Annotated in this window: 19 protein-coding genes and 1 tRNA gene; 18 read left to right on the top strand and 2 right to left on the bottom strand. The window is 65.7% G+C overall.

The annotated features are described in order from the left end of the window. Nucleotides 1-6 precede the first annotated feature (6 nt). The 5 genes from OCEPR_RS11410 (at nt 7) to OCEPR_RS11390 (ending at nt 3,466) form a co-directional block, all read left to right on the top strand. Nucleotides 7-366 (top strand): antitoxin Xre/MbcA/ParS toxin-binding domain-containing protein, encoded by a 360-nt coding sequence (locus tag OCEPR_RS11410; protein ID WP_013449694.1) that lies wholly within the window; start codon nt 7-9, stop codon nt 364-366. Beyond that, the gene (locus OCEPR_RS11405) at nt 353-832 is read left to right on the top strand and encodes an RES family NAD+ phosphorylase (protein ID WP_013449693.1); all 480 of its coding nucleotides are present in this window, start codon (nt 353-355) and stop codon (nt 830-832) included. The genes OCEPR_RS11410 and OCEPR_RS11405 overlap by 14 nt, the downstream gene beginning before the upstream one ends. A gap of 55 nt (nt 833-887) precedes the next feature. Then, nucleotides 888-1,943: a hypothetical protein gene (locus tag OCEPR_RS11400; RefSeq protein WP_013449692.1), complete on the top strand. Its 1,056-nt coding sequence runs from the start codon at nt 888-890 to the stop codon at nt 1,941-1,943. A 151-nt stretch (nt 1,944-2,094) separates the two neighbouring features. Continuing rightward, nucleotides 2,095-2,604, top strand: a complete 510-nt coding sequence (locus OCEPR_RS12670; protein ID WP_013449691.1) for a hypothetical protein — start codon at nt 2,095-2,097, stop codon at nt 2,602-2,604. A gap of 10 nt (nt 2,605-2,614) precedes the next feature. Further along, nucleotides 2,615-3,466, top strand: coding sequence for an ArdC-like ssDNA-binding domain-containing protein (locus OCEPR_RS11390; protein WP_013449690.1), 852 nt, complete (start codon nt 2,615-2,617; stop codon nt 3,464-3,466). A 76-nt stretch (nt 3,467-3,542) separates the two neighbouring features. On the opposite strand, the gene OCEPR_RS11385 is transcribed toward OCEPR_RS11390, so the two are convergent. After that, nucleotides 3,543-4,076: a hypothetical protein gene (locus OCEPR_RS11385; protein WP_013449689.1), complete on the bottom strand. Its 534-nt coding sequence runs from the start codon at nt 4,074-4,076 to the stop codon at nt 3,543-3,545. Between the two features lie 251 nt (nt 4,077-4,327). On the opposite strand from OCEPR_RS11385, the gene OCEPR_RS11380 reads away from it, so the two are divergent. The 4 genes from OCEPR_RS11380 to OCEPR_RS11370 are packed head-to-tail and all read left to right on the top strand — an operon-like array spanning nt 4,328 to nt 6,582. Then, on the top strand, nt 4,328-4,804 hold the full coding sequence (locus tag OCEPR_RS11380; protein ID WP_013449688.1) for a hypothetical protein: 477 nt from the start codon (nt 4,328-4,330) through the stop codon (nt 4,802-4,804). Continuing rightward, nucleotides 4,804-5,199, top strand: a complete 396-nt coding sequence (locus OCEPR_RS11375; RefSeq protein WP_013449687.1) for a hypothetical protein — start codon at nt 4,804-4,806, stop codon at nt 5,197-5,199. Before OCEPR_RS11380 ends, OCEPR_RS11375 begins: the two co-directional genes overlap by 1 nt. After that, nucleotides 5,196-5,492 (top strand): hypothetical protein, encoded by a 297-nt coding sequence (locus OCEPR_RS12665; RefSeq protein WP_013449686.1) that lies wholly within the window; start codon nt 5,196-5,198, stop codon nt 5,490-5,492. The genes OCEPR_RS11375 and OCEPR_RS12665 overlap by 4 nt, the downstream gene beginning before the upstream one ends. 10 nt (nt 5,493-5,502) lie before the next feature. Continuing rightward, nucleotides 5,503-6,582, top strand: coding sequence for an AcrVA2 family anti-CRISPR protein (locus OCEPR_RS11370; protein WP_013449685.1), 1,080 nt, complete (start codon nt 5,503-5,505; stop codon nt 6,580-6,582). A 34-nt stretch (nt 6,583-6,616) separates the two neighbouring features. Here the strand turns inward: OCEPR_RS11370 and OCEPR_RS12910 are convergent. Further along, a tRNA-OTHER gene (locus OCEPR_RS12910) sits at nt 6,617-6,759 on the bottom strand. A gap of 378 nt (nt 6,760-7,137) precedes the next feature. Between OCEPR_RS12910 and OCEPR_RS11365 the strand changes: the two genes are divergently transcribed. From OCEPR_RS11365 to cas6e, 9 genes are all read left to right on the top strand, one after another. Continuing rightward, nucleotides 7,138-7,767: a hypothetical protein gene (locus OCEPR_RS11365; RefSeq protein WP_013449684.1), complete on the top strand. Its 630-nt coding sequence runs from the start codon at nt 7,138-7,140 to the stop codon at nt 7,765-7,767. Beyond that, nucleotides 7,764-8,789, top strand: a complete 1,026-nt coding sequence (locus OCEPR_RS11360; protein ID WP_013449683.1) for a DUF6094 domain-containing protein — start codon at nt 7,764-7,766, stop codon at nt 8,787-8,789. Before OCEPR_RS11365 ends, OCEPR_RS11360 begins: the two co-directional genes overlap by 4 nt. Then, nucleotides 8,786-10,873, top strand: a complete 2,088-nt coding sequence (locus tag OCEPR_RS11355; protein ID WP_013449682.1) for a helicase-related protein — start codon at nt 8,786-8,788, stop codon at nt 10,871-10,873. Before OCEPR_RS11360 ends, OCEPR_RS11355 begins: the two co-directional genes overlap by 4 nt. A 564-nt stretch (nt 10,874-11,437) precedes the next feature. Next, entirely contained in the window at nt 11,438-11,986 is a 549-nt protein-coding gene (gene dcd, locus OCEPR_RS11350) for a dCTP deaminase (RefSeq protein WP_013449681.1), read from the top strand. Nucleotides 11,987-12,080: 94 nt separating this feature from the next. Beyond that, nucleotides 12,081-13,499, top strand: a complete 1,419-nt coding sequence (gene casA / locus OCEPR_RS12390) for a type I-E CRISPR-associated protein Cse1/CasA (RefSeq protein ID WP_013449680.1) — start codon at nt 12,081-12,083, stop codon at nt 13,497-13,499. Beyond that, the gene (casB, locus tag OCEPR_RS11340) at nt 13,492-13,974 is read left to right on the top strand and encodes a type I-E CRISPR-associated protein Cse2/CasB (protein ID WP_013449679.1); all 483 of its coding nucleotides are present in this window, start codon (nt 13,492-13,494) and stop codon (nt 13,972-13,974) included. The genes casA and casB overlap by 8 nt, the downstream gene beginning before the upstream one ends. Before the next feature lie 13 nt (nt 13,975-13,987). After that, a complete protein-coding gene (gene cas7e / locus OCEPR_RS11335; RefSeq protein WP_013449678.1) occupies nt 13,988-15,133 on the top strand; it encodes a type I-E CRISPR-associated protein Cas7/Cse4/CasC in 1,146 nt (381 codons plus the stop codon). A 1-nt stretch (nt 15,134) separates the two neighbouring features. Beyond that, nucleotides 15,135-15,794 (top strand): type I-E CRISPR-associated protein Cas5/CasD, encoded by a 660-nt coding sequence (cas5e, locus tag OCEPR_RS11330; protein WP_013449677.1) that lies wholly within the window; start codon nt 15,135-15,137, stop codon nt 15,792-15,794. Further along, nucleotides 15,791-16,405, top strand: coding sequence for a type I-E CRISPR-associated protein Cas6/Cse3/CasE (cas6e, locus tag OCEPR_RS11325; RefSeq protein ID WP_013449676.1), 615 nt, complete (start codon nt 15,791-15,793; stop codon nt 16,403-16,405). Before cas5e ends, cas6e begins: the two co-directional genes overlap by 4 nt. Nucleotides 16,406-16,496: the final 91 nt, after the last annotated feature.

Below are 16,496 nucleotides of genomic sequence, written 5' to 3'. Positions count from 1 at the left end.
TTCATAATGGCACTTTCCAGCCCGGCACGCCCCGCCAACCCCTTGCCGCGATTCGCCGAAGTCGCGACGTCTCTGGGAATGAGCCGCGAGGAGCAGGCGAAGTTCTTGGGGCTGTCGCGGAGCAGCTACTTCCGCTACCTAAAAGCGCAGGAGGTGGACCCCGGTGTGGCTGCCCTGGCGGAGTACCTGCCGCGGGCCTACGAGCATCTGCTCGAGCTCTTCGGAAACGAAGAGGACGTGCGCAACTGGCTTCTCTACCCCAACCTGGCGCTGGGTCGCGAGCGGCCCCTGAACCTGCTGCGGAGCCTGAGGGGGTACGAAGCAGTTCTGGAAACCGCGAAGCAGGGGGTCTATGGGGTCTACTGAGCTGCGCCTCTGGCGCGCCTACGACCCCGACCGGCCCTACACCCGGAGAGCGGACTTCGATCCGCTCTCCGGCGAAGGGGCCTCGTTCGTCAGCGGGCGCTGGCACACCGCCCGGCCGGACGTGCGGATCGTCTACGCCGCCGAGCATCCAGCCCTTGCCCTACTCGAGCTCTACGTCCACATCGAGCACGCCCTGCACCGCTACACCCTCGTCGAGTTCCTCGTCGAGGCACCGGGCGTGGCCCGGGCGCCGGCTTCCGTGGTGGAGAACCTCGACGACGTAAGCGCGACGCGCACCTTCGGGAACGCCTGGTATATGAGCGACCTGAACCCCGTCCTCGAGGTTCCCTCGGTCTTGGTCCCCGAGGGGACGAACTACCTGGTGCGCATCGACGACACGGTGCACCTGAGGCGGTTGCGGACCACCACCTATCCGCTTGATCGCCGTCTCGCTGAGCGCCTTTGAGCAGCCGCGTGATGGTGTTTCGCGCGCATCTACGAAGCACCCCAAGGAGGGCCCTTTGAACCAAGAACTCCTACTGCCCGCCGCCCGCATCGCCGGACTCGAGCCAGCCGAGGCCGAGCGCCTTGGTCGGAAACTGCCGCCCTGCTTCAGCCCCGAAGGCCCCTACGCGGTGCGGATCCTCGCGAACGCCCTGGCCGCGCTCAAGTTCTTCGAGCGGAACCGCTTCGAGGTCTATCTGACCGGCGACGCGCGAGAAGCGATCGAGCGGTCGGCCGACCCGCGGCTCGCCTCGGCCTGCTTCGGTGGGCCAGCGCTGCTCCTGCACCACCCCAAAGCGCCCGCGGTCCTCCTCTACGTGCTTTTGCCCGGAAAGCAGCTCGCCTTTTCCGGGACCCTCGCGCCGGGGCTGCCCGACGGACTCGAGCATCTGGGCGCGGCGCGTAACCTGGGCGAGCTGAGGCGCTTCGCCAACGACGAGCGGCTCCATGGCAAGCTCAAGAGGATCTCCGGCGTGCCCAGCGAGGAAGTCCGCGCCCGGGCGGCCGCACTGGCTGCGTCGTGGGTGATCGAGGCCATCCCCGAGGAAATCCAGGCCCTGTTCGACGACTTCGAGGCCGACGTGGCGGATGAGGTCCGTTTCGTAGCCGGCCTCCCCCACGACCACCCGCTTCCGGCGGTTCCCGAGCGAATCGATCACGAGCTCGAGGCCCTGGCGGGGCAGATCGCGAGCGAGGTCTTCCTGGTCGAGCTGCTGCGAGTCTACATGGACCGCGGGGAGGCCAAGTTTTACCTGCTCGAGCGCCTGGGGCACTTGGTCCCCGACCACGCGGACCGGCCAGGCGTCCTCGTCGTCGCCCCTCTCGTGAACGTGGGCTGGCCGCGCTTCCTTAAGAGGAAGGGGCTGGGGCACGAGGTGAACTATGCCGTGCCCTTCCGCCTAACCGAGCTGGAGGGTGGGGGAGAAGCCCTCATCACCGCCCCCCCGTACGTTTTCGAAAACGCTCGCGAGCTCGAACGTACGCTTCGGGAACTCGGGGGCCGCTACCTCGGCAGTGACTTCAAACCCGGAGAACTGATCGACGCCCTGAAAAAGAGGGAGCCCCGGCCGTAGCCGGGGAAGCACGGCAACGCACGGCCTACCGTTTCTTGGGGTAGGCCGTGATGACATCAAAAGGATGCCGTTCGGCTAGTACACGGGGCCACTTCCCGGCTTCGGCGTTTTGTCTTCGGGGAACAAAAAAAGAAAGGCAAGAGGAGGAACCATGGGCGACCGAACTCAGGCTACGTGGGAACTATGGCTCATCGAACCACTTGACGAAGACGAAGCGAATGCGCTGAAGAGCGAACTCGAGTTGTTACGTAAGCGCACGGGTTATCAGGAAGCGGAACCAGATGGCAAGGTCCTCCGCGCAAGCTGTGAAGAGTGGAACTACCCCATGGTCGAGCAGCTTGGTGAGCAGTACAAAACCCTTGGTAACCTCACGAAGGCCGGAAAGCTCCTCGTAGAGCTCTTCGCTGACAGCGGTGGCAGCTACGATGCCTGCTACGGCGCGCTTCATCGCGATTTAGTCTTCAGGGCTCCCAGGCTAGAGCACGAAGGACCGGTCATCAGCGTCCCATTGACAGACAAACCCGACGTTCTTCGCAAAGCGTGTGAAACGGTGCAGGAAATGACAAGGAAGTACCGCGCCCTTACTGCCATCATGGAAAAGGCGATTCCGTGGCCGCGGGAACTGCAAGAAGCGTTCGTCGGTGGTGCTGAGACCGCTTAAGGAAGGAAGCATGCCCAAACGTCGCCAACAAAAGAAGTCGCGTACCCGTGAGCGCTTCGAAGCGCTCACGGCGTCCCTCGCCCAAAAGATAGCGACAGAAGGAGCCGGGATCGTTGCCCGGGCCGCAGCACAGGTCCTCGTAAACCTGCGCGGATCCTTTTCCCCAACCAACGTCGTGATGATTGCTGCCCAGTACCCCGCGGCGACGCGGGTTCAGGGCTTCCGCGCCTGGGAAAAGGAAGGCTACCCGGTGAGGCGGGGCGAGCGCGCCATCTGGATCTTCGCTCCCCGCTTTGCGAAGAAGGTCGATGGGGAAAGGGGGGACGGAGAGGAGGACGTGCGTGAGCTGAAGGGCTTCATCACCGTGCCGGTATTCGACATCGCCCAGACCACCGCACCCCCGGAGGTTTACCCCACACCGGATATGCGCATCAGCGGAGCCGTGGACCTGGGGAGCGCCGTTCGTGCGGTCAACAACACCATCGCCCCGGTGAAGCTCCTTCCTACTTCGCACCCGCGCCTGAAAGGGTCTTACGACCCCAAAGAGCACCGCATAGTGCTCTACGCCGCCCCCGACGCGGTCCGGCTTCATACGCTGCTGCACGAAGCCGCGCACGCCCTCTTGCATCGCAGCCTCGAGGGTGCCGAAACCGCTCAGGTCGAGCGGGAGGCGGAGCTCGCCGCCTATCTCGTGGGGCACGCGCTGAAGCTCGATGGGATCGACGAAGCGAGCGCGTACTACCTCAGCCGCTACACCAAGGACCCTGCCGAACTCTTCGAGGCGCTCAAGCGTAGCGCGACGGCCGCGGCGAAGATCCTCGAGGCCCTCGAGGGGTCGACGAGGTTGCGCAAGGCGGCCTGACCAAAAAGAACCCCCGCGCCACTGCGCGGGGGTGAATGAAAAAGGGGCCCCCGCGCTTTCGCGCGGGGGGAGGGGATTACGCGGCACCCCGGCGCAGTTGCCGGGGGCGACGCAGGGAACGGGCCCCGGGGTATTTCACCCGGAGCTCCCAGTCCTTACCCAGGGGGCCATCATGGGTCGCCTTCACCACCAAGGCCCAGAGGGACCCCTTGGGGGCGACAATCTCCTTCGTGAGCTTGCTCTTGAAGGAGTGCTTGCCCGCGTGCTGGCCCCAGTAGGCCAGCACGCGGAGCTCTCCGAGGAAGGGGTCGTACAACGCGACCCCTTCCTCGGAGTGGTTGTAATCGAGCGAGCCCCACTCGTCCACGAGCTTGTAGTGAACGAGCAGAGCGGTGCGGCCGCCAAGGTCCAGAGCGTACGCTGTGCCCCGGACCTCGGTCCCGTACCCCGGGCGGTCGCCCGGGGAGACGTGCTCAAAGGTGTAGAGACCCTTGAGCACCGCCGACAGCGCCGCGTGGGCACTGGCAGCGACCGTAAAGCTGTGCGCTTTGCGCGCAGCTTTGCGCAACATCCGCTTGAAGGCGGGAATATTCTTGATCCTCTTCCTCATACATACCTCCTTCCCGGCGCCTCCCCGTAGCGGGTGAGGTCTTACCCGGGGGCGCCGGGAAAGGGGCTTCCTTGCTCGCCGGGAAAGGCGGGCACGAAAACCTCGACCTTTCCCGGCGCTTCTTTTCAAGAACCCACCCTCCTCCCCTCAAAGGAGGGCTGAACTTGTTTTACCTAAACAGACCCGCGGGTTGGGAGCATGTTGCGTTCTCATCAACCGGGGAGCTTTAAGCTGATAGGAAAGGAGACCAAGTGGAGCAAAGGTGCTGCCTGCTCAATCCCACGGCTTCCTACTTCGCTCTCGTTGAAAGCCCCAAGGAGCTTGCCTCCGTCATCGACGGCGCCTTGCATATGGCGGGGTTTGCCTTTCTGGGGGCAAAACTCCCCTGGCCGAAAACTACCGAAGAAGCCCTCAAAAAGCACGAGGAGTTTGCTCGCCGAGCCAAGGAGCTCCACGAGAGCTACAAGCAGCGGAAACATGAACTGGACCTCCGCGTCGCCAACAACATCGAACTAAACATCGAAGGCGCCCACGCCCGCGCTCGCGCGCACCGGGCCATCGCCGAACTCCTCAAGATACGCGAGGCCCTTCTCGATCCCGAAAAGAGCGCCGAGTGGGCGCTGCCCTGCGACGCGCCGGAGGAAGCCAGCGAAGCCGTGGCCAGCTCCCTGTGTTACTGGAGCACTTACTGGCTTACCGAACTCGGAGTTAGCATCGGGAGAATCTAATGCGACCGTACCCGAAAACCTTCGGAGAGGCCCGAAGCCGAATCCACGAATACGTCCGAGGCCTCGACAACACATTCCTCGAAGGCGTCATCATCGACCTGCTTGACCGCTTGCCCCGTTCCACCGCGAACGACATGCTGAACTCCGCCCTCGAGCTCTTGGGCGGAGACTTCTGCGACACGTACCCCGAAGCCGCGCGTGACCTCATTGCCCAGGCACTCGACTTTGCCTTCCTCGAGGGGGGCGATCTGGGTCAGGCCGCCCACGCCTTCATCGAAGAGGGTCCGGCCTGGCTTCGCCGGAACGTGGACCTCGGCAACAAGGTCTTAGACCCCGCGGACCTCCAACGCCTCCTCAAGGAGATCCTCAAGGAAGAAGGAGAGGAGGACTCGTGAAGCCCAACGAAGACGAGCTCAAGACAGCAGCGCGGGCCTACGCCGCAACGCTCGACAAAAACGGCGTCATCCAAACCGCCCGCGCCCTTTCAGACCGCTTTTGCACCCATGAGGTGAGGAGCCGACTCGACTCCGCCATCTTCCTCGTCAACGGACCGTTCTTCGGGGTGCCGCAAACGGAGGCAGCACGTTCCTTGATCAGCCGAGCGCTCTACTATGCTACAAAGTACGCCCTTTGCGCGCGCGAACGCGAGGAAGCCCTCACGGTCCTCAAACCCCACCTCCCCGGTTAGGATGAGTTCGATGGAAGCAGCCGAGCCACGCCCTCTAACCTGGCTGCGAACGCTCGGCCAGAAGTACCCGCACGCCTGGGACACCCTCCAGAAGTTCCGCGCCATGCGCGGTTCCAAGCCGGAGCTCTCCTGGCCGAACTGGGTCTACGTGCCCGTGGCGGGGGCCTACGCCGTCGTTTCCCAGGGAGACTTTCTAACCCCCGCGGACCCACGAATGCTGGACGTTTCCAGCGTCGCCGCCCTGGGGGCGTGGCGCATGACCAAGGGGATCTACCGCTACGACCCCGTCCTCTTCGAGGAGCTATGGGCGTCGGAATACGAAGGCCCGATCACCCTCGAGCCGCTGCGCCAGCTTCCCGAATGGGCGGTCTACATCGAAACCCCGGGAATCACCATCTGGCGAGGGGCCGCGCAGCTTCACGGATTCTTTGCCTTCCTCGAGTTCGACCTGAACACCCACCACAACGAGCTTTACCTGGTGTGGGACGTGGACATGGAAAACGAGGGGGCGGCGCTGATCAGTACGGTGCTCCACCTCGACCACCCGACCCTCGAGGACTCCCTGCGCTACGGCGCGGAAGAGGGGATAACCAACGTCGACAAGCTGTCGCCCGAGCTGCGACGATCCCTCGAGAAGGCCCACGGCGCGCCGCTCGAGGAGCTCAACGAGCGCAGTACCGAACTCAACCTCGAGGTGGCCAAGCGCGCCGTCTCCCTGCTGCTCTACCTGATCGCATCGGGCGACGTGCGGCCAGCCAAACCCGGGCAACCAGAAAAACCCCATCGCCCGCAGCCGACCACGCGCAAGGGAAAGAGCAAGCTCGCCGCCGCTCCCGGGCCGCGCCACTGGGACGTGGGCGTCCGTTTCGGCAACCTACTCCGGGGAGCCTACGCCCGAAGCGGCTCAGCCAACGCTTCGGGTACGTCCAAACGCCCCCACGTCCGCCGCGCCCACTGGCACGGCTACTGGGTGGGCCCACGCTCCAAGCCCGAGGAGCGCCGCCTGGAGCTGCGCTGGCTGCCGCCCATCCTGGTGGGCGCTTCACGGGACGAAGAGCTTCCCAGCGTCATCTGGCGGGTAAAGGCATAAAAAGACCGCCCGTGCATGCACGGGCGGTCTCGTCTGGTGGACCCGAGGGGATTCGAACCCCTACCTGCCGGTTGACTCAAGTTTAGGAACAAGGTGCCCCGATTCGAACGGGGTGCTCAACGCAGAGCAATCCAGATTACCTTGAAGCCGGCTGTCTTCCCATTTGACTACGGGCCCAGCCAAGAACAACTATATCACCTCCCGCCCTTCCTGTCAAGCTCCTTCCAATTTCTTTATAAAATAAACTGCCCCCAAAAAAAGGAGGTCCCATGCAAACCGCAACCTGCCCCGTTTGCGACCGCGGCAAGATCCCCGTGAACTTGACTTTCACCCGTACGCTGACGAACTCGGCTGCCCCCTCTGCGGAGGAAGGGCGCACTTCAACCTCGAGGACCCCCAGGACGCACGCACCCTTGCCGCTCTGAAGAAGTTCGACACGAACGACCCCAAGTTCCAGGAGCGCCGACCGCTCTCGCGCCGAAATGCGCCGCCCGGCTTTCCGAACGAGACGACCGGTAAGAAGCAGATTTCTCCCCAACCGACGAAGGAGGAACCATGATGACGACCCCACCTGCACCGCTTCGCGTCTTCTACGAGGGCCTGACTGCATTTTCCGATACCTTCGCGCTCTACCCGACGGCCTACGAGCAAACGAAGTTCGGCATTGCCCTGCTCAGCCTTAGCGGGCCCCGAGAGGCGGTGCGCGCCGTCCAATCTGCACTCTTTATCCCCGGTGGCTCGATCCATGCCCTGACGGACAAAGGGGAGATTTTCAAACTGGCGTTCCTTGGAACGGAGCACTGGCAAACCGACAAGGCCTACGGGCTCAGCATCGTTCACCGCCAAGGTACGGCCCAGCACGTACTGATGACCTCTAAGGAGTTTAGCGAGGGGCACGTCGCCTTCGGGCGTTCGAAAGACGAGCACGAGCGCGCACTCCACCGCGCGATCTCGGACCACCTTCCCTTCCCAACCCACCCCTTGTGGTCAGAGTGGTGGGTCGAGACCCTGTTGGAGTTGGATTACCTGACCCCGCTACCAACGAGCCCGGGGTTCTACGCGACGGCCGTGGAGAGTGAAGAAATCCAGCGCAACCGGAAGGGTCTCTTCGACCTCTTGACGAACGCCCTTCGTTCCGGAGAGCTGGAAACGCCGCGTCCCGCACACGCACAGGAGGCCGCATGAGGCACGCTGGTCGAGTCAAGGCAGGCTTCTTTCCCACCCCTTTGAGCGTAATCGAGTGGATCGGCCGGATCGTCTTACCCCCGATGACATGGAGCGGGGAGTACGTGAGCCTGGCCGCCCTCGACCCCGCCGTCGGGGATGGCGAGGCCTTCGGCGCCCTCACGGGGTTGGTTGGTGAGTCGCACAAGGTTTACGTAAAGGCTTACGGCATCGAGCTCGACCGACATCGAGCGACCAAGGCCCGAGGCAAGGTCGAGAAGGTGGCCGTTGGCAACGCCCTGGGGTTCGAAGCAGCGGGGTTCTCGTTGCTCTTCCTCAATCCTCCCTACGATGACGCGGGCGGCGGGAAGCGCCTCGAGGTCGAGTTCCTCGAACGTTTCGTGGACGCCCTGGTTCCTCAGGGGGTGCTGGTCTACATCATTCCGGAGTATTCCTTGCCCGCCGCCGCCGGGTTGCTGCTCAGCCACTACGAGGAAGTGCGCGCCCTGCGCTTTCCCGAACCCGAGTACCGGGCGTTTCGCCAGGTGGTCGTCCTGGGCAGGAAGCGCAAGGACCCCGTCATCGTCGAAGATCCTCGCCTCGAACCTGAAGAGCAAGACCTAAGGCACGTTGCCCTTTCCCGTACTTTGCGCTACACGGTGCCGAAAGGCGACCTCGATGCAATACGGCTCGTCGACCGGGGGCTCGAGCCCGAAGACTACCTCAAGCTGGCCGCCCGAAGCCCCGCATGGGACAGCTTGCGCGCTCGTGCCCGCAGCGTCGAGGCGCCCGCGAAGATGCCCCCGCTCGTTCCGCTGAGCCGCGAACACCTCGCCCTGCTGGTCGCCGCAGGCCACCTGAACGAAACCGTCGTGGCCACCGACGAGGGGCCGCTGCTGCTGCGCGGTCGCGTCGAGAAGGTCCGTGAGGAGTTGCCCCCGGAAGACGACGGGGAGCGCAAGATCCAGCTCGTGCGCGAACGTTACGTATCCACGATCCAGGCCTTCAACCTCCAGACTCACGAGCTCAAGGAGATCCGATGAAGATCCAGGACCTCGGCAGCTTCCTGGCGCAGTACGCCAGCGCGCTTCTCTCCCACGTGGACCGTGCTTTCCCTGCGGTCGTGCGTGAACCGGGCAAACTGCCCGAGCTGCTCCGGAAGCCGCTCGGGCGCCAAGCGCTCGCGATCCACGCCGCCCGTCGAGCCCTCGAAACGTACGGAACGGCGATCGTCGTAGGGGAGATGGGCTCCGGGAAGTCGTTCATCGCCGCCGCCACCGCGGCGGCCGCCTCGGAGCGCACGCTCGTCCTTTGCCCGCCCCACCTCGTAGAGAAGTGGCGCGCGGAGATCGAAGCCACCGTCCCGAAGGCGCAGGTCGTGATTGCGGAGACCATCACCGACCTCGAGCAGGCGCGCAAGCTGCCTTCCGACCGCCCCCTCTTCGTCGTCTTGAGCAGGGAGCGCGCCAAGCTCGGGGCTCCCACCGTGCCTCAGGGGATCTACTTCTCTCGCGGTATACCCCGCTGCATCCGCTGCGGGCAAGTCTTCAGGGACGAGAAGAGCGGTGCCATTCCCGGGCCGGCCAGCATCGCCAAGCTGCAACGCCCCGTGTGCGCGCGCTGCGGCGAGCCGCTCTACGCGCCTGACCCCAAACGCGCCCGTCGCAAGGATGGCTCGGTCAAGTACCCGCTCGCGGAGTACGTCAAACGACGCATGCGGGGGTTCTTCGACCTGCTGATCCTTGACGAAGCCCACGAGTACAAGGCGGCGGACAGCGCCCAGGGCGTGGCGGCAGGGATGCTTGCGGAAGCCATACCGCGCTCGCTGATCCTTACCGGAACGCTCTTCGGCGGGTACGCCTCCACTTTGTTCTTCCTCCTGTGGCGCTTCGTTCGCCCGTTCCGCGAGCACTTCGCGCGCGACGAGGTCAAGAAGTTCATCGAGACCTATGGCGCGGTCGAGCGTGTGGAGGTTGTCGACAAGGAAAACCGCGGGATCACGACGCGGCGCGGGCGCACGGCGTTGAGGACCAAGGAGATCCCGGCCACGAGCCCAATGCTGCTCTACTTTTTATTGCCGTTCACCGTCTTCCTGAAGCTATCGGACGTGGCCGGAGGCTTGCCGCCCTATGGCGAAGAAGTTCGGGAGATCGACCCGGGCCCGCTTCTGGAGGAGTGGTACGACTCCCTGATGGGCTGGTTCGACGACAAGGACCTTCGCAAAGAGCCGCATCTCCTCGGGGCCTACTTCCACGCCGGCGTGTTCAGCATCGACACCGCCACGGAGGGTTTCAATGTAGCCGACGAGTATGCGCACCCTCCCCTCGAGCTGGAAACGTTGCCGAAGGAAGAAGAGCTCGTCGAGCTCGTCAGGCAAGAGCGTGCACGGGGCCGGCGCGTCATCGTGTTCGTGCAGAACACCGGTGAGCGGAACCTGGCTGGAAGGCTCGAGCGGATTCTGACCACGAGCGGCTTTCGCGCGCGGGCGCTCTATTCCAGCACCGCAAGCGCCCGCAAACGCGAGGCCTGGATCCAAAAGGCGGTGCGAGAGGGCCTCGATGTGCTCATCCTGCATCCGCGTCTCGTGCAGACGGGCCTCGACCTCATCGACTTCCCCACGCTCGTCTACTACCAGGTCGAGCCGAGCGTCTACGTGCTTCGGCAGGCCGCTCGCAGAAGTTGGCGCATCGGGCAAAAACACCCGGTTCGGGTCGTGTACTTCGTCTACCGGGCGACGCTGCAAACCAAGGCCCTGGGGTTGCTTGCCGCCAAGGCCCAGGCGAGCCACGCCATTGAAGGGCTCCTGGTCGAGGGTGGCCTCAACGCCATGGCGAACGACGAGGCCTCCGTTAGCCTTGCCCGCGCCTTGGCCGGCGCACGCGACACCAGCTTTGATCCGTCCAAGATCCGGATCGCGACCCTTGGTCTCGAGGGCGCGTCCGCTAACAAGCTCCCCGAAAACAAGGAGCTACCCCCCAAGCGCCAGTGCGCCGGTCACATCCCCTCGGCGCCCCTCGAGCTCCCCACCGTGGGAGAACTTGAGAAGGAGGGGGTCGAGCTGCCAGGAAGGAAACGTCCTCCAAAGGAAGCGGCCGTGCTCTTTCCTGAACTGCTCAAGGCAGGATGAACCCACGGCCGGCGCGCGGCGCACTACCATGGAGGACGACGGCGCCGCGCGCCGGCGCGTCGGTTCCTGCAATCAGGGCTTCGCGGCGCCGATCGTGAAGCCATTGGCGGCACTCCTGCGCGGAGGAGTCAGGTACAAGGTCCACGCTTGCGCGAATATTGCTTTCCCGGGGCGCCGCGCCGCCCCGCTCCTTGTTGGCTCAAAACGAGTTACCCCGTTTTGCCCCCCAGCCCGCGCACCGAACCCGCTACCCTGAATCCAGGATCGCGGCGTGGGCGATTCCCATCCGAAGTCAAAAATGGGTCAGCTTATCCGAGCAGTCACCTAACCTCGAGCCCCTACCACGCCTAGGGGCCTTTTTATTTTTCTCCCATTCCACGCGAGCCTTTCGCTACTGTTGGTCCATGGCAGCCGAGCTGGCCCTCACGAAATCCAAAGGGCGAGAGCGTGCCGGCGACATCCCCGAGGGTGGCAACATGCCGGTGGCCGTTTCTGCCCTTATCGCCCAACGAAGAGCTTTTGGTCGAAGGCTTCAGGAAACCCTAGGAGGAAGGAGGCCGGGTGATGATTAAACCCGACCGGTGGATCCGGCGGATGGCCCGGGAACACGGCATGATCGAGCCTTTCGAGGAAAACCTGGTGCGGGAAGGCGTGATCTCCTACGGCCTCAGCTCGTTCGGTTACGACCTGCGCGCCGCGCCCGAGTGGAAGGTCTTCACCAACGCCTACGGCGCCGTGGTCGACCCCAAGGCCTTCGACCCTCAGAGCTTCGTGGAGATCGAGGCCGACGAGGTCCTGATCCCGCCCAACTCCTTCGCGCTCACCCGCTCGATCGAGTACATCCGCATGCCCGAAAACGTGATCGCCATCGCGCTGGGCAAGTCCACCTACGCCCGTTGCGGCATCGTGGCCAACGTCACCCCGCTGGAACCGGGCTGGGAAGGCCACGTCACCCTGGAGATCTCCAACACCACCCCGCTGCCCGCCCGCGTCTATGCCGGCGAGGGCATCGTCCAGCTCCTCTTCTTCGAGGGCGAGACCCCGGAGGTCACCTACAAGAGCCGCGGCGGCAAGTACCAGGGCCAGCGGGGCATCACCCTGCCCAAGATCTAGAGGCAGTAATGAGCCCAAGGGGCGAATCGACTCATGCGATGATGGATTCGGCTCGGGCGAAGAGTCTTGAAGTGAGGCGAATCAAGGAATAAACATGAAGAACACCGGCGCGTTCAATCTGATTACGGATGCCTGGATACCGATACTCCCGACCTCGGGTTCACCCCGGGAAGTGGGGCTTTTGGAGGCCCTCGAGCGGGCTCACGAGTTCCGGGGCCTCGCGCTAGCCCACCCCCTCGAGCACATGGCCGTGCTGCGGCTTTTGCTTGCGATCCTCTACCGGGTCCTTACCCCTGGGCGCGACCTCGCCGACCTGCAACGGCTCTACCGCGAAGGCCGGTTGCCCGCGGACGCGATCGGGACCTACCTGAACGAGCACCGCGAGCGCTTCGCCCTCGAGGGCGATACCCCCTTCCTGCAAGTTCCCGACGTGGAGACGACCCCGACCGCGATCACCGTACTCACCGCCGACCTGCCGCAGGGAGGCTGGCCGTTGCTCACCGGCCGCCCGGATAGCGACCCCCCGCCCCTCTCGCCGGCCCAAGCCGCGCGCACCCTCCTCGCCCACCAGACCTTCGCCGTCGGGGGCTTGCTTAACCGCAACGGGGTTACGTCGGTTCTCGACGCCCCCAGCGCGCGCTTCGCTCAGTTCCACGCGGTGGGGGAGACCCTTGCCCGCACCCTGCTGCTCAACCTGGCCGGCCCCAGCGAGCCCGCCGACCTTCCGTTCTGGGAACGTCCCCAGCCCACGGCGGCCGACGTCGAGGCCTACCGCACCCGCGTCCAGCCCCTGGGTCCGGCCACGGCGTACACCTACCTCTCGCGCGCCGTTCGCCTGATCCCCACCCCCGGCGGCCGCTACGCCCAGGTGCGCTACGCTGCGGGGTGGCGCTACGATGACCTTCCCAACGACCCCATGCTGGCCTGGACCGAGCACCGCACCCAGGGCCGCGTACCCCACCGGCTCGACCCCGAGCGCGAAGCGGCGTTCGACTTGCTCGCCGCCCTGCCGGTAGGGGAGGGGGCGCGGTACCCCTCGACCCTGCGCCACGCCCTCGCCCTCACCGGGGAGTTGCCGCGCTACGTCGCGGTCGGCGCCCTCCTCACCGACCCCAAGCGGCCGGCGAAGGTCCTCGGACACCGGCTCGAGCAGCTGCGCGCGAGCGCGCTCCCCGGCGAAGCCACCCTCGCCCTGCTCGAGGCGGCCGAAGAAACCGCCGAAGCCGCGCGGAAGGTAGTCTTCCACGTGCTCCACGAGGCGCACCCGCACTGGTCGAACAGCCAGGTGGCCGCGCGCTACCGCACGCTCAACCCCCTGGCTCCGTACTGGAATGCGGTCTTCGAGGCGTACACGGCGGGGTCGGGGGACGCTCCCGACGTCCTGGCCACGGCGCTGCGCCGGGTGGAGGAGGCCCTAGCCGTGCCCTACGCCAACCACCCCCGTATCCTGGCCCTGCTGGCGAACCGGCTCCGCCCCCTCGCCCGCAACCCCAAGGAGGTCTCGCATGCCTGAACACCCCTTCGCCAATTACCTTCTCGGGCTGAAGGCCCGCCCGCGCGCGCTGGCTGAACTGCGTCGGGTGGCGCCCGCGACCGCCCACGAAGACGTCACCGCAATCAAGCACTTGGCCGGCTGGGCGGGGGAGAGCGCCCTCGGCCCGCTGCGCTCCCCCTTCGTCGTCGCGGTTCTCTTCGCCTACCATCCCGCTCACGAACCCTTGGTGCCGTTCGCCGAGGCCGTGAGGCGTCTGGGGCGCGACGAGGCCCTCGACCGGCGGATGGAGCGGCTGCTCGTTGCCGAGTGGTCCGTCCTGCCCGAACTGTTGCGCCAGATGGTACGCAGGCTCAAGACCGCTGACCAGGGCTTCGACTACGGCTACCTGTTCGCGGACCTCGAGCGCATCGAAACCAGAAGAAACCCCGACCCCCGCATCGCCTGGGCGCGAACCTACTACCGCCTAGCGAAAGCCGACCAGCCGACCAAGTAGGGAGGAGCTACGAATGAACGTACTGGAAATCCACCTCATCCAGACCGTCCCCGCCGCCAACCTGAACCGCGACGACGCCGGCTTCCCCAAGCAAGTCACCTTCGGAGGCGTGCCGCGGATCCGCCTGAGCTCGCAGTCGCAAAAGTACGCCATGCGCCGTCGCTTCCGCGAGCAGTTCGACCGCTCGAAGCTGGGTGTTCGCACCCGCCAGCTCGCCCGGGCCCTGACCGAACACCTGCCCGACGTCGAGCTGGGGGTCCTCGAGGAGGCCCTCGAACTCGTGGGCTTCAAGCTCAAGAAGGGCGTCCTCGACACCCTCATCTTTCTGTCGTGGGGGCAGGTCGAGGAGCTCGCCGAGCTGCTGAGGGCGAACTGGGGGACCATCGAGCAGACGATCATGGCCAACCGCGAGGCCCAGGTCAAGGCCGAGGAGGGCGGTAAGAAGGCGCCCGCCAAGAAGTCCTTGCCCAAGGGGTTGGTCGACGAGGTGCAGCGGCTCCTCCTCAAGGCGAAAGCGGGCGACATCGCACTCTTCGGGCGGATGATGGCCAGCCTCCCGGAGGGGAACGTCAACGCCGCCGCGCACGTGGCGCACGCTTTCTCGACCCACGCCGCCTACCCCGAGAGCGACTACTTCATCACCAGCGACGACCTGGCCGCGGACGGCGAGGCGACCGCAGGCATGATCGGCGAGCGCAGCTACTCGGCGGCCACCCTCTACCGCTACGCCGCCGTCGACTACACCGAGCTCGTGCGGGGCCTCGAGGGCGACCAGGCCTTGGCCGCGGAGTTTCTGAAGGCCTTCGTCGAGGCCTTCGTCAAGGAGCTGCCGGGCGGGATGCAATCGTCGCACGCCGCCTACACCCTGCCGGAGGCGGTACTGTTGGTCGCCCACGCCGGGGAACCCCGCAGCCTGGCCGGCGCCTTCGACCGTCCGGTGACCGCGGGGGAGGGCGGCTACACCCTGCCGTCCATCCGCGCCTTGCTGCGCCGCTGGCAGGACCTCGAGACCATGTACGGCTCCCGGCCCGCGAGCACGGCGCGCTGGGTGGCGCTTCCGTCTTTGGACGTGCGGCTTCCCGACGACGCCGGCATCGTCGCGTCCCGCTCGATCGAGGACGCCATGCAAGACGTCGTGAATGCCGTGACCCGGAGGTAGCGTGGCCACCCTGCTCGTGCAGCTCTACGGCCCGATGCAAAGCTGGCGCACGGGGCCGCGCCTCGAGCGCCGGCCGACCCAACCGTTGCCTACGAAGTCAGGGGTGATCGGTCTGCTCGCCGGAGCCTTGGGGCGTCCGCGCGGCAGCGACATCGCCGACCTCACGGCCCTGCGGATGGGGGTTCGAGTCGACCGCCCCGGGGTCCTGGAGGTGGACTACCAGACGGTCAAGAACGTCGTCCAGGCCAAGGGGCGCGGCCTCAAGGACGCCCAGACCTGGCGCACCTACCTCGCGGACGCCGCGTTCCTCGTGGGGCTGGAAGGGGAGAGGGCGCCCCTCAAGGAGCTCGCGCAGGCACTTCAGGCTCCGCACTTCGTGCCCTACCTGGGGCAGAAGGGCTTCTACCCCGCCGCCCCGCTCTACCGGGGACTGCGGCTGGAGTTGGGGCTCGAGGGAGCCCTCGAGAGCGAGCCCCTGATCGTCCCGGCGCGCGAATCCCGCAGCGTCGACGTCTACGTGGACGACCCGGAAGGGGAGCTTCTGGTCCATGACGCCCCGGAGCGGGCACTGGCGGAGTTCGGAACCCCGCGCACCATCGGGGTGCGAGCCGTGAGGCGTTACCAGATCGTGGCGCGGCCCACTCAGGAGGAAACCGCATGAGCGCCGTCTACCTGACCAAGCTCACGCTCAACCCGTACGCCAAGGAAGTCCGTCGGGCCCTCGAGGACCGCTACGCCCTCCACCGGATCGCCTACTCCCTGAAGGGGGAGGGGCGAGAAGGAAGGCTGCTGTGGCGCCTCGAGCCCCCGAACGGCCGGGCCGGTGCAGTGATCCTCGTACAAACCCCCTACACCCCCGACCTGAGCTACGTGCTCGAGCGGGGCCTGGGGCACGCCGAAACCCGCCGCATCGAGCTGCGTCTGACCCCGGGCTCCTTCGCCTTCCGACTCGAGGCCAACGCGGTGCGCAGGCATGAGCAGCGCGCACGGCCGCTTCTCGACCCTGAGGAGCAGGTGCGGTGGCTCGGGGAACGGCTTGCCCCAATGAAGCTGCTCGAGGTGGTGCCCGTTCGTACCGTGCCCCTCGAAATCAAGAAGCCAGGCGGTCACAAGTACACCCTCCACGCCGTGCTCTTTGAGGGGCGGCTTGAAGTGGGGCGGGATGCAGTGGCCGAAGCCCAAAGGATGATGCTCGAGGGCATAGGCCGCGGACGGTCCATGGGGCTCGGGATGCTATCCTTGAAGCGGGCCAGGAGCGCCGGAGGTACTTGAAAAGTCCGTACCCCTTCCAGGGGGTGCGCACGAAGCAGAGGCGTTGCGAAGAAGGGTTTTCCCCGCGCGTGTGGGGGTTGGTCGACATGCC

Source organism: Oceanithermus profundus DSM 14977 (assembly GCF_000183745.1).
Taxonomy (GTDB): Bacteria; Deinococcota; Deinococci; order Deinococcales; family Marinithermaceae; genus Oceanithermus; species Oceanithermus profundus.
Note: the sequence above shows the minus strand (reverse complement) of the source record. Positions and strands in the feature narration are given on the sequence as shown.